The sequence below is a fragment of the Pontibacter sp. H249 genome, assembly GCF_037892465.1.
Taxonomy (GTDB): domain Bacteria; phylum Bacteroidota; class Bacteroidia; order Cytophagales; family Hymenobacteraceae; genus Pontibacter.
This window is the reverse complement of the sequence record NZ_JBBKTR010000003.1, coordinates 308,090-326,567: the sequence shown is the minus strand read 5'-3', so window position 1 is coordinate 326,567 and position 18,478 is coordinate 308,090. Positions and strand designations below refer to the sequence as shown.

Genomic DNA, 18,478 nt, shown 5'->3' with positions numbered 1-18,478 from the left:
GTATACGAGATACACGAAATTATAGTGTAGTTTATAGCTTTAAACTGATTCAGATCATTCTTAAAGCAAGTTTTAATCAGCTTTTCTACGTAAGCTACTAACTGTTTGGCTGCTTATTTAGCTCTTTTACCTCCTGCCAGGGCCAGCTATACTTTGGTTCGATATTCTGATAAGCGCTGAAAAAGTATGAGATAACTTCCTGTTTTAGCTGCTCTACCGGAATAGAAGAAGTATAAATTTCACGCTCTGTCGCGTTAGCGTATGTATCGGCACGGTTTAAATCCTCACCACTTAAACGTAGTATTGGTCCGGTTTCTGTGATGGAGTCGTAGGTCCAGCGGTGGCCAGATTGTTCTAACTGGTTTAACTTTTGGGCAAGCGGCGCCATATTAATACGTGGCAAAGTAGGCCGGGAAGCAATATCTACCCAGGTAGTATACTTATACTCCAGTTCGTATCGGTTGCGTTCGTAGCAGCTCAGCACCATATCAAAACCCTGCGTGCGGCTAAATAGCGCATAATAATGTATAGGGTGCGGTGTTTCGATGATAACCAAACCAATTTCCGGCTTGCGAGTGATTTTAGTAGTAGGCTTATACATATCACGGTAACCTAACAGTACACTGGCTACTTCGTCTTCCCAGGCACCTTTCTCCCAGTCAGGGTCCTGCAGCACCTGCCCAAACTCACGCAAAAAGTAGTTAAATTTTTGAGTACACTGCTGTACCTCCTTTTCCTCCATCTCATCAGCTTCGAAAGGTCTGTAGAACAGCTCCCGCTCTTTCGCATTAATCCAGCAAACCAGCTTTAGGGCCTCACCTGCCAACGGGTGGTTTAGGTCCAGCTCCCTGAAGTCTCCTATAAGTGCCATTTGCCGCAGCAGCTCCTCATTCTCCAGCGCTTTTTCCGGGTTAAGCAATGCCCAAACGCCTACAAACCCATCTATATCAAAGTGGTTGGCTGTTACATAAGGCTGCTCCAGTTCTGGCAGGTTCTGGCGCATGGCGTTCAGAACAATGGCCGCGCTGGTATCGTCTTTTATACTTGCTGGTGTAGGTGCTCCTTTCCAGTGCGACAGCATGAAACCATTAGGATGTGCGCTATCTACTACAATAGCTTTATTCTTTTTTAGCTCGGTAAACGGTAGGTATAATCGCTTTTGCATGCTTAAAGTTACGCAGAAAAGGTATGAAATACGTTGCAAGAATGACACAGAAGCTTAAACCAAACTATACTTTCAAACTCCTTAGCATCAACAGGCATAATGTTACTGCAAATTTCTCAGATGCGATTTAAAGTATAGAAAGTCGCTCAGATTTTATTTTTTCCGCCTGCTTCTGCCTCTGCGGTTAGAGATGCGTTCTATTGGTCTGTTCTTTACCCACTTCAGATACTTTTGCAGTGGTTCGGCAGTTTGAAGGGCTTCTATGGAATTATATTGCTGCGCCAGTTCTTGGTTAGATATAGTTAAGTGGATGGTGCTGTGGCAAGGCTGACATAACTCGGCAGTGGCGCCGTAACGACCACCTTCCTCACGGGGTACCAGGTGGTGCCTGGATAAACTTTGCACCTCTCTCCTGCACAACTCACACACCAACTCTAACTCTTTCTTTGCCATTTATACTCTACTTTTCTAAGTAAATACAAACAGACAGGCTTTCAGGTTTAGGCAAGCATCTAGTGCTGCAAATACAATTTCACTCTGAGTGCTTATCTATCACTTGCTTTGCTTTTTCAAAAGTATAAAACCCTCAGGCAAAGTATAAGCATAAGATAAAGGCAGCAGATGTACCAAACAAAAAAGCGAGTGCCGCCGCTGCGGCACTCGCTATCTATACTTTTTACTATAAATATTTAAAAAGAAATGTTGTTTCTTATTTCATGGGAATAGTAGTTCCTGCCGCTCTTCAGGATTTGCAGCGCATGACGCAGTTCGTCGGGTTCTGCACTTTTTAGCAGGTAACCATGTACACCCTCGTCCAGCAATTTCTCAACCAGAGACTCCTCCCCATACATTGAGACAATTAGGATCTTTACCTCCGGAAATTTGCTGATCAGATAACGCGACGTTGCAATACCATCCATTTCAGGCATTTCCAGGTCCAGCATCACGATGTCCGGTAAAGTGCTCTCAATTTTCTCGATTAATTCTGCACCGTTACAAGCATCTGCAATAACTGTAATTTCGCTGTATGCCTTTAATATCTCCAGCACCCCCTTCCTGAAAAGGGTGTGATCGTCGGCAACTGCAAGTGTAAGTGGCTGATACTCCATTATATAAGCCTTTAGATTTATTTAAAATTAAGAAATAGGAACAGAAATTTCAGCTTTTGTTCCGGAATTTTCGGCAGAATAATAGGTAAAGGTACCATTTAGTAGGTTAATTCTTGCATGCAGGTTCATTAACCCCAATCCTTGACTGCTTTTTTCCATAGAACTTGCCAATTTTTGGTAGTCAAACCCAACACCATTGTCGCTATAGGTTAGGTGCAGCGAATCTTGATCGAACTCAAGGCACACATTTACCTTACTTGCTTTAGCATGCTTTAGTGTGTTATTCAACAGTTCCTGCACTACCCTGTACAGCGACAGCTCCACCTTAGGCTCCATGCGCCGAGTGTTTTCTTCACAGAAAAGCTCCATTTTTACACCGGATTCGGCTGGTAATGAGCGTCTCATAGCTTCCAGCGCCTGAGGTAATCCCATCTTCTCCAGCACCACTGGCATCAATCCATGCGATATACGCCGTACATTGGCAATAACATCATCAAGTGTTCTTTTTATGCCTAGCCCCCTGGTTTTATCCTCTAAGGGAGTTACGAGCTGGTGCACGTTCAGCTTAACCAATGCCAGAGTAGCTCCTACATCATCGTGCAGGTCGCGGGCAACACGGCGGCGTTCTTCTTCCTGGGCCTGCAAGGTGGCATCTAGTAATTGCTTTTGCTTTTGCTCCTGCAACTCGCGCAGCTGTACCTGGTGCTGCAGCATACGGCGCTGGTACAAAAACACGAACAGGATTATACCGATTGCCAGCACAAGCAACACAGGCGTTATAATAAATACAGGTTCTAGTGTTTTCATACTTTGGCTGCTCTTTTTAATACAAGTACCAATCCGGTAAAGAATAGAATCTTAAGTATAAATATTATCGCTAGTACCATTCGGGCAGCATCATAAGACTCTTGCAGGGCAGCGTTAAACATACCATACGACATAGAAGTACCTGCTTTATATATTAGAATACAACAACTAAACAGAAATACAGGATCGCGGTCCAGGTAGGTAATTGTCAGGTCGTTGGCAATTTTATAAAAGTATAGAACAGCAAGCGATATCAGCAGTGCATTGCCAATCATCTGTGCAGCCGAGTTCATCTGTGTAAGCCCATCAAGCAAAACAGCATCGCCAATACACAAAAGTACAAATGCAGCAGCGGTAATAAGTATTCCGTTTCTGATAACCTTTGTACTAAAGCTATGGTAATAAACCAGAGCAACGATAATGAACTCTACAGGCGTATATACATGATTTATCCACAGGTTATTTGTCGTATTCATTCGTACTGTTATTTCTGCAACTACTTCGGTGGTTACAGCCAATACCAGAAAAAGAAAAATTAGCTTGAAATACCTGTTACCGCATTTACGAAGTAAGTAAAGCCCTACCATAAAAGGCAAAGCTGGGATAAAAGCAGAAATATCTATTAGCCATGGATACACTTTCTGGATAAAGTATTCCATTATCCGTTAAGGTTACCTCCTTCGCTGCAGTTAGGTGGGCATATTCTGGAACCATCCAGCACCAGTTCTTCTATATCGTTTCCATCCGCATCGGCCCCTACCAGCACAAGCTGTTTCTGGCCTTCATTATCCAGGGCATAGTACATGCGTATGCCTACACAGCCCTCTTGGTTTAATAGTTCTTGCAGAATCTCACGACCAAAGAAATGAGCTTTAATAACTGTCTCTGCTGATTTTTCAGCTTCAGTGTTGCGGTAGTTTGCCGTCCATGCAGCAGCCTGCGCAAGATCAATCGGTTCCCCCTCGGTTCCGTTGAATGTTGCCATTTTTGTTTTGTTTAAGGTTGGTCTTGGTAATATAGTAATTTCCATATTCATTCAAAATATTTTCACTAAGTCATGCCTATACTCCAAATAATTATAACTTTAAAGCAATGGAAAACTATGAAGCATATTTTGAGGCTAACCGTAGCCTTTGGAATCAGAAAACACCTGTGCACCTAAGCTCTGACTTTTATAACATGCCTGCCTTCTTAGCGGGTCAGTCTTCACTTAACCGTATAGAACTATCAGAGTTGGGTGGTGTTGCAGGCAAAAGTATGCTGCACCTGCAATGCCACTTCGGGCAAGACTCGCTTTCCTGGGCAAGGCTGGGTGCAAAGGTTACCGGAATCGATATTTCAGATGAGGCAATTGAGCAGGCAAAGGCGCTGAATGCGCAGTTGAACTTAGATGCAACGTTTGTGCGCTCCAACCTCTATAACCTGAAGGAGAACCTGCAGGGGCAATTTGATGTTGTGTTTACCTCTTATGGCACCATCGGTTGGCTTCCTGACCTGGAAAAGTGGGCTGCTATAATTGATCATTTCCTGAAGCCGGGTGGCACATTTTACATCGCTGAGTTTCATCCGGTGCTATGGATGTTTGATGATAATTTTGGGAAGATCATATATCCTTACCATAACACCCACGAGCCTATTATAACAGAAACAGAAGGCACCTATGCAGATAAAAATGCGCCTATTAAGCACATTGAGTATGGTTGGAACCATGGCCTAGGAGAAGTAGTGACTGCTCTAACCAGTCGTGGCATATACCTGGAGTTTCTGCACGAGTTCCCTTACTCGCCTTACAACTGCTTTGCCAACATGGTGCAGGGCGAAGACGGGTTCTGGCGCATACGGGGCTATGAAAATATGCTGCCAATGGTCTACTCTATCAAAGCCAGAAAGAAATATAGTTAATTTAAGAGCTTAGTCTGATTGCAGGGATCTATCTGATTGTGTAGGTTTAACTGAAGAAGGCAATCCTATTCATCCTTTAATCTGAAAAACCTGATCCGCAACACGTTTTATGTTTGCTACCGTACAAGTATAAACCTCAATTAAAAGTATAACTATGGCCAAAAAATCGTTCAAAGAATTGATCAGCAGCCCAGGCATGCCTGTTTTAGTAGATTTTTACGCCGATTGGTGTGGTCCCTGCAAGTCCATGAACCCGGTGATACAGCAGGTGGCGAGCCAGTACAGCGGCAAACTGAAAGTGATAAAGGTAAATGTAGATAGTAATCAAAGTGCCGCAGCGCAGTTTAAAGTACAAGGTGTGCCAACGTTTATACTTTTCAGTAAAGGGCAGCAAGTATGGCGACAGTCTGGAGCTATACCCGCACAGCAGCTGACGCAGGTTATACAGCAGTATGTTTAATTTCGAACCAGTGATTGAGCTAATGTAATTTCCTTCTGGATTTTCTAAAAGTGGCACATTCCAAATTTGCTTGGGAGATCTTGTGATAAGATAGGTTAAGCATCTGCTAAAAGTATAAGCAAAGCTGTACTTAACCACTCACTCAACCGCTTATGCGTTCATTACCTTAAGCTGCAGCGTAAACACTGTTTCGCCAGGTTTGGTGCTAACGCGTATACTTCCGCCGTGTTGCTGCATTACCTGCTTGGATAGGCTTAGACCAATGCCAGAACCTTGTTTTTTGGTGGTATAAAAAGGTATAAAGATCTTATCCAGCACATCCTCCGGAATACCAGCACCATTGTCTATTACATCAATTTTTAATTTATCACGCTCCTGCTCCGGCAGGTAAGCCACTACCTCTACGCACGGTTCCGCTGTACTTTTGCAGGCTTCCATCCCGTTCTTTATCAGGTTGATCAGCACCTGCTCCAGCTGTTCCTCATCTCCCATAATCATCACTTTATCATCGGGCAGGTACATTTTAAGCGAAACATGCTGCGCTTCCATATCAGCCTGAAGCAGGCGGTGTACGCTGCGCAGCAAATCTGTAACTTTTAAGGGCCTTAACTCAGGGGAAGGCAGTCGCATTAGGCGGCGGTAATTCTGCACAAAACTTAGCATCCCGGCACTTCTTCGCTCAATGGTCTGAAGGCCGGCTTGTATATCTTCCAGTGTTTCTTCGTCAATCTCCTCTCCTGCTTTATACTTTTCTACTACCTCGTTCTGCACCAGGCCGCCAATGGTTGATGTGAGGGATATTACCGGAGTAATGGAATTCATGATCTCGTGGGTGAGTACCCGGATTACTTTTTGCCAAGTCTGCAGTTCCTTCTCCTCCAACTCCGACTGGATGTTCTGCAGTGTTACGATCTTGAGTTTGTGGCCCTGAGAGATCATCTCTGTTACATGCACGTTCAGGAGTAGCTGGTTCTGCCCAGCCTGTACCGTTACTAAAGTTTTCTCATTGCTACCAGTTAGTATAATTGCCTGCACCAGTTCGTGGCTAACTCGCTCCAGGGCCTGTATATGCTGTAGGTATGCCACATGTAGCATATCTTTAACCGCTTGGTTTGCCAGCAGCACATTACCCTGCTCATCAAAAGTAAGTATACCAACGCTTACCTGCTCTACAATAGCCTGTAGGTAGTGGTAATGCGCCTCCTGATCTGCCTTAATTCGCATAAAAGCATCCGAGATGGCATTGAAACTTTGGTAAAGCTTTTGGTAAGAGGAGTTTTTGTTTTGGGTGGCAAAGCGTTGGGTAAAATCGGAGTGCTGCATAGCCTCCAGAAAGCTGCTGATGTCGCGGTTAGTACGCTCTACATAGTATACCAGGTCGTATACCAGGAAAACCGCCAGCAGCAAAAGGCAAAAGGCGGTAACGTACCAATCGGTGCGATAGATAACAAGCAGCAGGCCCACAATTACGATAACCAGCAGCGCCAGGCGTAAGAGCAGGTTTAACCGGAAACCCCTAAAGCCCATGTTTCTCTATTCTGCGGTAAAGGGCCGTGCGGGTAATACCCAGTTCTTTGGCTGCGTGCGTAATATTACCCGAGTGTTTTACTAGCGCCTTCTGCACCATTAATTTCTCAAGGCTCTCTAAAGTATGGTCGGTGTCGGTTACGCTTGGCAGTTCCTGATGCACTGTTGAGTGGCCCTCATTTGTAGCCAGGTAAAAATCATCGGGGTGCAGTTCGGTACCGTCGCAAAGTATAACTGCACGCTCAATGGCATGGTCCAGCTCCCGGATATTGCCTGGCCAATGGTACTCTTTAAGGCGGCGCAAAGTGCTTTCATCCATTTTAAGGCCTCCCCTGTCATACTTTTGGCTATACACTTGCAAAAAGTGTTTAGCCAGCAACTCAATGTCTTCGCGGCGCTCCCGCAGTGGCGGCAGGTGTATTTCTACAGTGTTTATCCGGTACAGCAAGTCTTGCCGGAAAGTGCCCTCCCGTACCATGTTATAAAGCGGCATATTGGTTGCGCAGATCAGGCGGATATCAATGGGGCGCGGCTTGTTGGTGCCCAGCCTGATGATCTGACGGCTTTGCAGTGATGTTAGCAGTTTTGCCTGCAGCCCTAGCGATAGGTTACCGATCTCATCCAAAAACAGTGTGCCTCCAGTAGCTGCTTCAAAACGCCCTGCCCTGTCTTCTTTGGCATCAGTAAAAGCTCCTTTGGCATGGCCGAAAAGCTCGCTTTCGAAAAGTGTTTCGCTTACGGCTCCCAAGTCTACTTTCTCGAAAGCTTTATCGGCTCTTTTGGATTTGCGGTGCAGGGCACGTGCTGCTACTTCTTTACCGGTTCCGTTCTCACCAAGTATAAGCACATTGGCATCAGTTGCGGCTACTTTATCAATGGTTTGGTACACCCGCTGCATAGCCGGCGACACGCCAATAAATTCATCGTAATGAAAGGTGGTACTGGTTGATTTTATACTTGCATCGCTGCTACCAGAAGTGGCTCCGGCTTTGTTTTGGCAGGCGGTTTTAAGTATAGCAATGAGCTTTTCGTTCTGCCAGGGTTTCAGTACAAAATCAGTCGCACCCTCCTTAAGTGCACGCACGGCCAGCTCAATGTCGCCGTAGGCAGTCATCAGTATAACCGAGGTTTTAGGCGACAGGTTAAGTATCTGTTTCAGCCAATGCAGACCTTCTTTGCTGGAGGTGGCACCGGTACTAAAGTTCATATCCAACAACACTACATCAAACCCATGCTCCTGCAACATCCCCGGAATATAATACGGATCAGAGGTAGTAAGTACAGTGGCAAAATGCTGCTTCAGCAGAAGCCTTCCTGCTACCAGTATGTCTTCTTCATCATCAACGATCAGTATCTTACACGGTACTTTACTCATAGTTTGTAGGGTTATTGGGTTATGCCAAAGTATGTAAATGTACAGTTTTTTGCAGAATTCACTAAAACACAAGCTAAGTATATTTCTACTGTTATCACACCTGAGGTTCTTTATCTTATGTAAGCTATATTGCACTGTTCGCATGCAGACAGTCAAGTGTTCGGATACGGACACAAATTAATACATAATAGCACAAACTAACTCTTAAATTACTCATTATGAACAACTTATAATTAATGGCATACTTATTGGCAACATAGTTTATGCACTATGAAAAACTTTACATCCTGAACTAAATTTCTGCTATGGATCGCGTTATTGAGAAGAAAAAGTATACTCCCAAGAAAATAACCCTGATAACAGGCGGCGCACTGGTGCTGGTGCTGATTATCTACAACATGCTTTTTGCAGAACATACCTCTAAATTAAATGTAGACAGCGAACGCGTAACCATAGGCAATGTGCAGGAAGGCAAGTTTCAGGAGTTTATTGCCGTAGATGGCTCTGTTGATCCACTCAACACTTTTTTTCTGGACATAACCGAAGGAGGCCGTGTAGACAAAATTTATACTGACGATGGCCGCACTGTGCAAAAAGGCGATACGATTCTGAAGTTATCCAACACTACACTTCAGATCGATTTTATGACCCGCGAAACACAGCTGTACGACCTGATGAACGAACGCCAGAACTCTGAAATCATCATGAAGCAGGACTTGATCAGAAAGGAGAATGAGTTAGCCGAAATCGAGTACAACCTGGCGCTGGCAAAACGTAAGTATGAGCGCAACAAAATGCTGATCGCTGAGAAGGTGATCTCGCAGGAAGAATATGAAGCCTCTAAAGACGAGTACAATTACCTGAACAAACGCAAAACACTGGCCGAACGCTCTGTAAAACAGGATGCTAAACTAATGGATGACCGCCTGAAGCAACTCGACGAGTCTATTACCCGCATGAAGGCAAACATCGGAATGGCACGCAATACCCTGAACAACTTGTACGTAGTGGCCCCTATTACCGGCCAGCTGTCTACGCTAAAGGCCGAAGTAGGCGAGTCTAAAGCACCCGGCGAGAATATTGGCCAGATAGACGATGTGAACGGCTTTAAAGTTAAGTCCAGAATAGACCAGCATTATATCTCTAAAGTATACCCAGGACTGGAAGGAACCTTTGATTTTAACGGCCAAACTTATAAAGTAAAAGTAGCCAAGGTATTCCCGGAGGTGCAGAACAATACATTTCAGGTGGATATGGAATTTGCAGAGGGTGCACCGGAGGGCGTTCGCCGCGGGCAGACACTGCAGCTAAAACTTAACCTGAACGATGGCGGCAATGCAGTACTGGTACCACGTGGAGGCTTTTACCAGAGCACAGGCGGCAACTGGGTATTTGTAGTAGATAAGTCTGGAAATTATGCTGAGAAGCGCAATATTAAACTGGGCCGCCAGAATCCAAACTATTACGAAGTAGTAAGCGGCTTACAGCCCGGCGAAAAAATTGTACTGTCCTCTTATGACAGCTACGGCGACATCGACAGACTTGAGCTTAAATAAATTATTGAATACTAATTGTTTTTCAACCCTGAGTAAACAGCAGCAACAATTAACAACCCAACACCATTAGTACAAAATAAAACTATAAAAACATCTACAACCTTAAGCACAGAACAAACATGGAAGAACTGATAATTGACACTAATAACCTGCAGAAGCGCTACGTAACCGACACAGTTGAGACTACTGCACTGGCAGGTGTAGACCTTAAGATTACAAAAGGAGAGTTTGTGGCCATTATGGGGCCATCTGGTTGCGGCAAATCTACGTTGCTAAACATACTGGGCATGCTGGATTCGCCAAGCGACGGCTCCTTTAAGTTTTTGGGCCATGACATTAGCCGGGCCACAGAGCGCCAGCGCGCTAAGCTGCGCAAAGAAAACCTGGGCTTTGTGTTCCAGAGCTTTAACCTCATTGATGAACTGACAGTAGAGGAAAATATTGCGCTGCCATTGGCTTACCTGGGTGTATCTAAAGCAGAAACCGAAAAAAGGACACAGGAGGCTATGGAACGCATGGGCATCGCTCACCGTCGCAGCCATTTTCCGCAGCAGCTCTCTGGTGGTCAGCAGCAGCGTGTGGCCATTGCCCGTGCCACCGTATCTAACCCATCGCTTATACTTGCCGACGAACCAACCGGTAACCTGGACTCAGTGCACGGCCGTGAGGTGATGACTTTACTTTCGGAGTTAAACGATGCGGGCACTACCGTAGTAATGGTAACGCACTCTCCTTCTGATGCCGAATACGCACACCGCATTGTAAACCTGTTTGATGGCCAGATCGTGACAGAAAACATCAATGCACGACGACATGCTGCAGAACTACTTTAAGATTGCGCTTCGCAACCTGTACCGCAATAAGGTATACACTGCCATCAACATCACTGGCTTGGCTATTGGTGTGGCGTCGTGTATGCTTATCTTCCTGTATGTGCAGGACGAGCTGAGCTACGAAAGTAATTTTGATAATTCAGATCGTATAGTTCGGGTAGTTGGCGAAGTGGTATTTGAGGGCCAGCAGGATAATTTTGCAGTTACCCCATTGCCACTAGAAGCAGAGGCAAGAAAGTTTGAAGGCGTAGAAACAGTAACACAATTCTCGCAATTGCGCAAGCAAACAATCTGGTACAACAACCAAAGCTTTTCAGAGGATAGACTGCTTGCCGGCGACAGCTCTTTCTTTACCGTTTTTGATTATAAGTTTATTTACGGAGATCCTAAGACGGCCCTAGATGCGCCCAAAACAATTGTACTGACAGAGAAGCTGGCAACGAAACTCTTTGGAGGCGCAGAGCAGGCGATGGGTAAAGTACTGCAGTTTAGCAGGCACTCTTATGCTGTTACAGGGGTATACATGGATGAGGGACATTCTCACATAGCGGCGTCTGGCGTACTTTCCCGCGCCACCCAATTCGAGGGTTTGTCTGAGGAAGAACGTAAGAACTTTTGGTTTAACCTAAACAATTATACTTACCTGCTTTTACCTGGTACGGCACAAATACCAGGAGTACAGGAACAATTAAATGCTTTAACAGCCAGTGTGGTTAATCCCTGGATAAAAGAGAACAGGCTGAATGCGCAGATGAGTTTCTTTGTGCAACCACTAAAGGAGATTCACTTCGATAACCGCTATGTACACGGGCTCTCCCCGATAGGCAACATGTCTTATGTGTACATTTTTAGTGCCGTTGCTGTTTTCCTGCTGCTGATTGCAAGTATAAACTACATGAACCTGGCTACAGCTCGCTCTGCAAAAAGGGCCAAAGAGGTAGGTTTACGTAAAGTAGTAGGTGCAGATCGTAGTCAGTTGGTTAGCCAGTTTTTAGGTGAGTCTTTGTTGCTTACCTTGATAGCAGTACTGCTGGCGCTGGCCTTGGTGCAGGTATTTATTCCAAGTTTTAATACCCTTACCGATAAACAGTTTAGCTCTAACTTCTATCTTCAGTGGGAGTTTATACTTTTGCTGTTAGCCATTGTGCTACTGGTAGGTATTGTGGCAGGTAGCTATCCGGCTTTTTTCCTGTCGCATTTTAAACCTGCCGATGTACTGAAGTCTGATAAAACGCCCAGAGGCACCAGTGCAATACTTCGAAAGGCTCTAGTAGTGCTTCAGTTCGGTATCTCCCTCATCATGATTATCGGCACTTTTGTAGTGTTTGCCCAAATGCGCTTTCTCAAAAGCGCCGACCTGGGCTTTCAGAAAGAGCAGGTGTTGGTAATAGATGTTCCTAGCGGAGACTCTACCCTGGTAGAGCGTTTACCGCTTATAAAGCAAAAGTTACTCCAGCACCCAAATATCACGCAGGTTTCCAATACCTATAGTATCCCCTCCGAATCCTTGAACCGTACGCTAATGCTGGTAGAGCAGGGCGACAAAATGGTGGAGAAAACCATTGATATTATGGCCGTAGACTATGACTTTATGCCGTTGATGGGCATTGAGTTTACAGCAGGCCGCAACTTCTCCAGAGACATTAAAACAGACGAAAAGCATGGTGTAATTATTAACGAGGCTGCAGCAAAATGGCTGGGATGGAAAGATCCAATCGGTAAGAAAGTTTTTACCGGAGATACCGCTGTTGCCGATACGCCCACTCGCATTATTGGTGTGGTGAAAGACTTTCATGTGGAGTCGCTGCACTCAGAGGTAAAGCCGCTGGCCATTGCCTTATCGCCTAAATCACCTGGTTACCTGTTGGCGCGCATTGCACCCGAAAACCAGGCAACTACTATACAGTTTGTGGAGCAGCAGTGGAGAGAGTTTGACCAAAAACACCCGCTGGAATATTTTTTCCTGGATGAGTTTTTTGACAGACAGTACAAAGCCGAGGAAAAGATGCTGACCGTATTTGGCTACTTCGCTGCCCTTACGATCTTTATTGCCTGCCTGGGTCTGTTTGGCCTGGCCTCCTTTACCGCAGAGCAGCGCACCAAAGAGATCGGCATCCGCAAGGTACTTGGCTCCTCTACGGGCAGCATTATAGTGCTTATCTCTAAAGAATTTGCCCTGCTGGTGCTGGTTGCAATTGCACTTGCAAGCCCGATTGCCTGGTATGGTATGAATACCTGGCTACAGGACTTTGCCTACCGCATAGATCTGAGCTGGTGGATTTTTGTGATCTCTGGCTTTACCGCCATGACAATTGCCCTTTTTACCGTGAGCTTCCAGGCCATGAAAGCAGCCTTACTAGATCCTGTTACTGCCTTACGGGCTCAGTAAGTGCTATACTTAATATTTGTTTGTTTAAGGTGAATGCTTTGGTAAAGCGTACAGAGAAATCTGTACGCCCCGAGGCAACCTTAGCACACCTATCTACATCTGTAAGTATAAAAACTATGAGAAATATGTACAGCAAATCTATCGCAACTGTAGCTGCTTTTTTATGTGCCACAAGTATAAGTATGGCAAACCCAACAAGTATAAACTTGCAGAAGCCGGTTTTGCAGCAGGATACGGTTAAATCAGCGTCAAAATCTACAAGCCATATTGTATCCAGCACTAAAAACGGACACAAAGGCAATTACATTTACATCAACAACGGGGCTCATGTAGAGATAAAGTATAACGGTAACATTGTACTTACCGATAACTTTAAGGATGTGAAGAGCATAGCACCGAAGGGTTATTTGCATTACTTAAAAAAGGAGAATGGAGAGAAGCGGGAGCTACAGATCGAGAGTGATAAAAACGGGCAACTCTCCCGCACATACTTTGTAAATGGCAAACAAGTGGCTTACGAGCCAGCTGGCAAACAGTGGCTGCAACAAGCTATGCCAGATATTATTACCAAAACAGGTATTGGTCTGGAAGCCATGGTGCAGGATGTGTACAAAAAACGTGGCGCCAAAGGAGTACTGGCCGAAGCCGATAAACTAAACAGCGACAACAGTAAACTGCGCATGATTAGTTACCTGATGGCACAACCCAATCTGCCTACCTCTGACTTGAAACTGGCATTACAACATGCCGCGACCACCAGCAGCTCCGACTACGAATTAAGCAAAATCTTAAGAAAAGTATCTGCCGCTGATTTAGCCAAAGATGACGTTGCTATTTCCTACTTACAGGCCACCCAGAAAATATCATCCGATTACGAAATGCGCAAAGCGCTTACGCACCTGCTCGAAGTACCCAACTTAAGCAGTAAGGCTGCAGGCATGGCTGTTAAAACTTTAACATCGGTAGCATCAGATTACGAAAAAAGCAAAGTAATACAACAGCTTGCAGGGCAAAAGAACTTTTTTACGGATAATTACAAAGCTACTTTTGAAGCGATCAGGAGCATCTCTTCCGATTATGAGAAAAGTAAATCGATCAGTAGCATTGTAAGCAAGCAGCAACTTTCGCAGGCGCAGTACCAGGCATTGTTTCCGGTAGTTACCACTATAAGCTCCGACTACGAAAAGAGCAAGGTGCTGCGCAACATAGCCCCTAAAATTCCGGATAATGCAACTGCCCTTCGCGAGGACTATAAAAAAGCTGCCAAAACAATAAACTCCGACTATGAATACCGAAAAGCAATAGATGCACTGAAGTAGAATTCATCTACAAAAACAAGGCGATGGTCGAAAACAGCTGCAGATAGATTATCTAAAATGCTACATTAGAGTAAAGAATTATACAATAAGTATACTTTATACTTTGATGCAGTAGCACCTGAAAAACAATAATATACATAATGGCTGCCAGCACATTCTCCTTTTTTAAACAGCATCGCGCTTACGGCACACTGTTTATACGATTTGCCATCGGTGTGTTCATTATCTATGGGGTGCAGGATAATGTTTTTAATTGGGAGAGAATGCTGGAGTTCAGAGATTTTCTGGAAACGCGCGGAGTACCCTTTCCGCTTTTGGCGGCCCATGTGTCGGTTTATGTGCAGTTTATCTGCGGCCTGCTTTTACTGTTGGGTTTGGCAGTACGGTGGGTTGGAATACTATTGATCATCAACTTTACAGCAGCCATACTTATAGCGCATATTGGGCAGTCGTTTCAGCAATATTACCCTGCTGCACAGTTAATTGCAGTAGGATTTTACTTTCTTTTTAACGGAGCAGGCCCAGTATCTATAGATGCTTACCTAAACCGGAAACGAGCACAAAGTATAGATCGTACATTACAGGTTAATGCATGATTGTAAAAAACAAACTATGTCGATAAAGAAAACTTTTCTGCTGCTGAGCTTAGGGCTGAGCCTCTCTTTTACAGGTAACGTTGCCGCACAGCAAACCGCAGGCGCCAAATATAACTTCACCATCGACCTGACGCAGGTAAAGGATGATAAAGTACAGGTTACGCTGCAGGCGCCACAGCTAAAAGAGAGCACCATTGTTTACAATATGCCTAAAATAGTGCCTGGCACTTACTCCGTATCAGACTTCGGCAGGTTTGTAACCGACTTTAAAGCCTTAGATAGAAACGGCAATCCATTAGCAGTAGAGCAGCTGGACACAAACCGCTGGCGCATTAGCAACGCAAACAGGCTGGCAAAAATAACCTATTGGGTAGACGACACCTTTGACGCCGATGTAAAGGAAAACACTGTTTTTGAGCCTGGAGGCACTAACATAGAAGCAGATAAAAATTTCCTGCTAAACACGTTTGGTTTTGTAGGCTACTTTGATGGCATGAAGCAAATGCCCTTTGAACTAAACGTTACAAAACCACAGGGTTTTTATGGCTCTACACCGCTAATTGCCACCTCCAGCACCGCCACCAAAGATACATACCAGGTGCCCAATTATGTAGAGCTTGCCGACTCACCACTGATGTACAATCGCCCAGACACCACTGTGCTGAAGATTGGCAAAACAGATGTACTGGTTTCGGTATACTCTCCGTCTGGCCGGGTAACATCAGCGCCTATTGCCGAAAACGTGCGTGCTATACTAGATGCACAACGCAAATACCTGGGTGGCACCTTACCAGTAGAAAAGTATGCTTTCCTGATCTATGTACCAGAGCGGGTTGGTAAATCCGGATCTTATGGCGCTTTGGAGCATTCATACTCCTCGGTATACTTTTTACCGGAGATGCCGGCAGAGCAGTTTAGCTCAACCATAAAAGATGTAGCTGCCCATGAATTCTTCCATATTGTAACGCCGTTAAACATTCACTCAGAAGAAATTGGCAACTTCGATTTTATAGAACCCAAAATGTCGAAGCACCTGTGGATGTACGAGGGTGTGACAGAATATTTTGCCTCGCATGTGCAGGTGTATGAAAACCTTTACGACCTGGATACTTACCTGGGTAAACTGCGCGAATACATTGCCACCTCCCGGGAGTACTACAACGATACACTGCCATTTACACTGATGAGTTCGCAGGTACTGGAAAAGTATGAAAAAGAGTATGGCAACGTGTATCAGAAGGGGCCACTGATCGGGCTGGTTATGGATATAAACCTGCGCGAACGAAGCCAGGGTGAGTATGGCCTGCGCGACCTGATGCTGGAACTATCGGAAGTCTACGGAAAAGATAATGCATTTAAGGATGAGGAGCTTTTTGATAAGATTACAGAAATGACTTATCCGGAGATGAGAACCTTTTTTGCCAGGCATGTAGAAGGCTCGGAGCCCCTGCCCCTTGAAGAAACATTACAAAAAGTAGGCATCATCTATCAGCCCAGAGCAACCGAAAGTATGAACTCCTACGGCAATTTTACGCCAGGCTTTGACCAGGAAAACAGCAAGATAATAGTTGCCGAAACTACCGAGATGGATGCTTTTGGCAAACAAATGGGCTTTCAGGAAAACGACCAGCTGCTAAAGTTCAACGGCACCGAAATTACGCCTATGAACATCCGCGACCTTATTGCTGACTCGCTGCAGGCCATGAAACCCGGAGAGGAAATCACCATAACCGTTGGCCGCAAAAACAAGCGAGGCAAGGTAAAAGAGAAGAAACTGAAAGGCAAAGTAGTGGCGGTAGAACGTGAGGCCATTCACCTGCTTGAGCCAGACCCCAATGCCACCGAGCAGCAGAAAGCCCTTCGTGCTGCCTGGCTAAACAGCGAAGTATAGATTACAGCCATATAAGTACAAAGTAAAACTATGAAAAAAGTATCAACCAAAGCCCTGCTTAAAAAGCTGGGAGGGCTAGCTGTATGCCTTAGTTTGGCAACAGCTGTACAGGCACAAGAGGTGCTTACGCTGGAGCAAAGCCTTAATTTGGCCCGTCAGCATAATGTAGCCCTTCGCCAGGCAAAGTATAACTACACCAAAGCCGACATTAACGTTAACCGCAGCAAGTTCAGCTACCTGCCAAGCGTGTCTGCCAACGCTGATGTAAACAAGATCAATGGCCAGACTTTCGATAACGTAACCGGACAGGTAAAGAACGGTACCACCACTACCTCCTTCCCATACTTAGCCGGCCAGGTGGTGCTTTTTGATGGCTTTACAAAACTGTTTGAGCTGAAACGGGCACGCCAGCAGTCGGAAGCCAGCTCTTTTGCAGCGCAGCAAGCCGAAATAGAACTCGAAACCAATATTACCAACCATTACCTGCAGGCCCTGCTCGACCACGAAAACATTACCATTGTGCAGGAAAGAATAAAGCTGCTGGAGGGCCAACTGGATAAAATGGAGAAGCTGGAACGTGTCGGCGTGCGTGCCCAGGACGAAGTATACCAGATAAAAGCCCAGATAGCCACTGAAAAACTGAACCTGATCACGTTCCAGAACAATTACCGCCGCGCAATGCTGCAGCTGGCGCAGGAAATGAACGCAGAGGGTAGTAAGGAATACGTACTGCAGGCGCCAACCACACCCCTGAACCTAACAATGAGTTTGCCGGCAGAGCAGGAAATAATGGCACGTGCCCTTGGCTACTCTCCTGCCATCAAATCATCTACGGCATCACTGGAGGCAGCAAAAAGCAACCTGAAAGTAGTGCGCAGTAATTTCTCTCCTACCCTTTCGCTGGAAGGAATACTAAGCTCCAACTATACCAGCAACGTTTTAAGAGATCCGGCCAAAGGCGACTTCAGCACTATTCCATACTTCGAGCAGCTGGACCTGAACCAGCGGAAAATTGTAGGCTTGAATTTAAGTATACCACTGTTTAATGGTTTAAGCCGCCAGTTTGATGCCCAGGCTGCACGCATAGACCTGCGCAACGCCGAACTCGACCTGACAGCACGCCAGAACCAGCTGCGCCTAACCGTACAGCAAGTATACCAGGATGTGCTGGCTGCTCAGGAAAAGTATAATACCGTTATAGCAAACCTAGAATATACCGAAAAGGCGTTTGAATCTGCTAAAAAGCGCTACGAACTGGGTACCATTGATTTTTTTGCCTACATGGAATCTTTAAATAATAAAAACCGGGCGCAAACGGAACTACTACAGAGCAAATGTGAGTTTTACTTTAAAAAAAGAATACTTGAGCTTTATCAAGGATAAAAAAACAACTATTACCTATCTATCTAAAGGGAGCCGCTGCTTTAAAGGAGCGGCTCCCTTTTTTATAAACAATACCTATATCAGCAATGTTATATTCCATTAACAAATTGATTTTAAATTTATTATCAGGTTTAGTTTATATAAATTTGCCGAACTAAAATAATCT

General features: G+C 45.1%; 17 protein-coding genes. 9 read left to right on the top strand and 8 right to left on the bottom strand.

Translation table 11 applies throughout. The annotated features are described in order from the left end of the window. Positions 1 to 97: 97 nt before the first annotated feature. The 6 genes from WG943_RS06205 to WG943_RS06180 all read right to left on the bottom strand — a co-directional run bounded on the left by WG943_RS06205 (position 98) and on the right by WG943_RS06180 (position 4,066). Complete coding sequence (locus tag WG943_RS06205; protein WP_340407529.1) at positions 98 to 1,165, bottom strand: DUF6687 family protein; 1,068 nt, start codon at positions 1,163 to 1,165, stop codon at positions 98 to 100. 153 nt (positions 1,166 to 1,318) lie between these two features. Beyond that, entirely contained in the window at positions 1,319 to 1,618 is a 300-nt protein-coding gene (locus WG943_RS06200; protein WP_340407528.1) for an HNH endonuclease, read from the bottom strand. A 236-nt stretch (positions 1,619 to 1,854) separates the two neighbouring features. Beyond that, a complete protein-coding gene (locus WG943_RS06195; RefSeq protein ID WP_340407527.1) occupies positions 1,855 to 2,274 on the bottom strand; it encodes a response regulator in 420 nt (139 codons plus the stop codon). Positions 2,275 to 2,301: 27 nt separating this feature from the next. After that, a complete protein-coding gene (locus WG943_RS06190; protein WP_340407526.1) occupies positions 2,302 to 3,081 on the bottom strand; it encodes a sensor histidine kinase in 780 nt (259 codons plus the stop codon). Beyond that, a complete protein-coding gene (locus WG943_RS06185) occupies positions 3,078 to 3,740 on the bottom strand; it encodes a hypothetical protein (protein WP_340407525.1) in 663 nt (220 codons plus the stop codon). The genes WG943_RS06190 and WG943_RS06185 overlap by 4 nt, the downstream gene beginning before the upstream one ends. Beyond that, positions 3,740 to 4,066, bottom strand: a complete 327-nt coding sequence (locus WG943_RS06180) for a hypothetical protein (protein ID WP_340407524.1) — start codon at positions 4,064 to 4,066, stop codon at positions 3,740 to 3,742. Before WG943_RS06180 ends, WG943_RS06185 begins: the two co-directional genes overlap by 1 nt. Before the next feature lie 107 nt (positions 4,067 to 4,173). On the opposite strand from WG943_RS06180, the gene WG943_RS06175 reads away from it, so the two are divergent. Continuing rightward, positions 4,174 to 4,983, top strand: a complete 810-nt coding sequence (locus tag WG943_RS06175; RefSeq protein WP_340407523.1) for a class I SAM-dependent methyltransferase — start codon at positions 4,174 to 4,176, stop codon at positions 4,981 to 4,983. Positions 4,984 to 5,137: 154 nt separating this feature from the next. Beyond that, positions 5,138 to 5,443 (top strand): thioredoxin, encoded by a 306-nt coding sequence (trxA, locus tag WG943_RS06170; RefSeq protein ID WP_340407522.1) that lies wholly within the window; start codon positions 5,138 to 5,140, stop codon positions 5,441 to 5,443. Between the two features lie 150 nt (positions 5,444 to 5,593). Here the strand turns inward: trxA and WG943_RS06165 are convergent, their stop codons facing one another. After that, on the bottom strand, positions 5,594 to 6,970 hold the full coding sequence (locus tag WG943_RS06165; protein ID WP_340407520.1) for a sensor histidine kinase: 1,377 nt from the start codon (positions 6,968 to 6,970) through the stop codon (positions 5,594 to 5,596). Next, positions 6,960 to 8,345, bottom strand: coding sequence for a sigma-54-dependent transcriptional regulator (locus WG943_RS06160; RefSeq protein ID WP_340407518.1), 1,386 nt, complete (start codon positions 8,343 to 8,345; stop codon positions 6,960 to 6,962). Before WG943_RS06160 ends, WG943_RS06165 begins: the two co-directional genes overlap by 11 nt. Before the next feature lie 305 nt (positions 8,346 to 8,650). Between WG943_RS06160 and WG943_RS06155 the strand changes: the two genes are divergently transcribed. The 7 genes from WG943_RS06155 to WG943_RS06125 all read left to right on the top strand — a co-directional run bounded on the left by WG943_RS06155 (position 8,651) and on the right by WG943_RS06125 (position 18,312). Then, positions 8,651 to 9,901 (top strand): efflux RND transporter periplasmic adaptor subunit, encoded by a 1,251-nt coding sequence (locus WG943_RS06155; RefSeq protein ID WP_340407517.1) that lies wholly within the window; start codon positions 8,651 to 8,653, stop codon positions 9,899 to 9,901. 119 nt (positions 9,902 to 10,020) lie between these two features. Next, positions 10,021 to 10,734, top strand: a complete 714-nt coding sequence (locus WG943_RS06150) for an ABC transporter ATP-binding protein (protein ID WP_340407515.1) — start codon at positions 10,021 to 10,023, stop codon at positions 10,732 to 10,734. Beyond that, positions 10,703 to 13,123 (top strand): ABC transporter permease, encoded by a 2,421-nt coding sequence (locus tag WG943_RS06145; RefSeq protein WP_340407513.1) that lies wholly within the window; start codon positions 10,703 to 10,705, stop codon positions 13,121 to 13,123. The genes WG943_RS06150 and WG943_RS06145 overlap by 32 nt, the downstream gene beginning before the upstream one ends. Before the next feature lie 116 nt (positions 13,124 to 13,239). After that, the gene (locus WG943_RS06140) at positions 13,240 to 14,442 is read left to right on the top strand and encodes a hypothetical protein (RefSeq protein ID WP_340407512.1); all 1,203 of its coding nucleotides are present in this window, start codon (positions 13,240 to 13,242) and stop codon (positions 14,440 to 14,442) included. 140 nt (positions 14,443 to 14,582) lie between these two features. Further along, positions 14,583 to 15,038: a DoxX family protein gene (locus WG943_RS06135; protein WP_340407511.1), complete on the top strand. Its 456-nt coding sequence runs from the start codon at positions 14,583 to 14,585 to the stop codon at positions 15,036 to 15,038. A gap of 16 nt (positions 15,039 to 15,054) precedes the next feature. Beyond that, positions 15,055 to 16,929 carry a M61 family metallopeptidase gene (locus tag WG943_RS06130; protein ID WP_340407510.1) on the top strand — a complete coding sequence of 625 codons (1,875 nt, stop codon included), beginning with the start codon at positions 15,055 to 15,057 and terminating at the stop codon, positions 16,927 to 16,929. Between the two features lie 30 nt (positions 16,930 to 16,959). Next, positions 16,960 to 18,312, top strand: coding sequence for a TolC family protein (locus tag WG943_RS06125; protein ID WP_340407508.1), 1,353 nt, complete (start codon positions 16,960 to 16,962; stop codon positions 18,310 to 18,312). Positions 18,313 to 18,478 lie beyond the last annotated feature (166 nt).

Coding starts and splice junctions, on each gene's coding strand:
- WG943_RS06205 (WP_340407529.1), bottom strand. CDS start 1,165: ATGCAAAAGCGATTATACCTACCGTTTACCGAGCTAAAAAAGAATAAA.
- WG943_RS06200 (WP_340407528.1), bottom strand. CDS start 1,618: ATGGCAAAGAAAGAGTTAGAGTTGGTGTGTGAGTTGTGCAGGAGAGAG.
- WG943_RS06195 (WP_340407527.1), bottom strand. CDS start 2,274: ATGGAGTATCAGCCACTTACACTTGCAGTTGCCGACGATCACACCCTT.
- WG943_RS06190 (WP_340407526.1), bottom strand. CDS start 3,081: ATGAAAACACTAGAACCTGTATTTATTATAACGCCTGTGTTGCTTGTG.
- WG943_RS06185 (WP_340407525.1), bottom strand. CDS start 3,740: ATGGAATACTTTATCCAGAAAGTGTATCCATGGCTAATAGATATTTCT.
- WG943_RS06180 (WP_340407524.1), bottom strand. CDS start 4,066: ATGGCAACATTCAACGGAACCGAGGGGGAACCGATTGATCTTGCGCAG.
- WG943_RS06175 (WP_340407523.1), top strand. CDS start 4,174: ATGGAAAACTATGAAGCATATTTTGAGGCTAACCGTAGCCTTTGGAAT.
- trxA (WP_340407522.1), top strand. CDS start 5,138: ATGGCCAAAAAATCGTTCAAAGAATTGATCAGCAGCCCAGGCATGCCT.
- WG943_RS06165 (WP_340407520.1), bottom strand. CDS start 6,970: ATGGGCTTTAGGGGTTTCCGGTTAAACCTGCTCTTACGCCTGGCGCTG.
- WG943_RS06160 (WP_340407518.1), bottom strand. CDS start 8,345: ATGAGTAAAGTACCGTGTAAGATACTGATCGTTGATGATGAAGAAGAC.
- WG943_RS06155 (WP_340407517.1), top strand. CDS start 8,651: ATGGATCGCGTTATTGAGAAGAAAAAGTATACTCCCAAGAAAATAACC.
- WG943_RS06150 (WP_340407515.1), top strand. CDS start 10,021: ATGGAAGAACTGATAATTGACACTAATAACCTGCAGAAGCGCTACGTA.
- WG943_RS06145 (WP_340407513.1), top strand. CDS start 10,703: ATGCACGACGACATGCTGCAGAACTACTTTAAGATTGCGCTTCGCAAC.
- WG943_RS06140 (WP_340407512.1), top strand. CDS start 13,240: ATGAGAAATATGTACAGCAAATCTATCGCAACTGTAGCTGCTTTTTTA.
- WG943_RS06135 (WP_340407511.1), top strand. CDS start 14,583: ATGGCTGCCAGCACATTCTCCTTTTTTAAACAGCATCGCGCTTACGGC.
- WG943_RS06130 (WP_340407510.1), top strand. CDS start 15,055: ATGTCGATAAAGAAAACTTTTCTGCTGCTGAGCTTAGGGCTGAGCCTC.
- WG943_RS06125 (WP_340407508.1), top strand. CDS start 16,960: ATGAAAAAAGTATCAACCAAAGCCCTGCTTAAAAAGCTGGGAGGGCTA.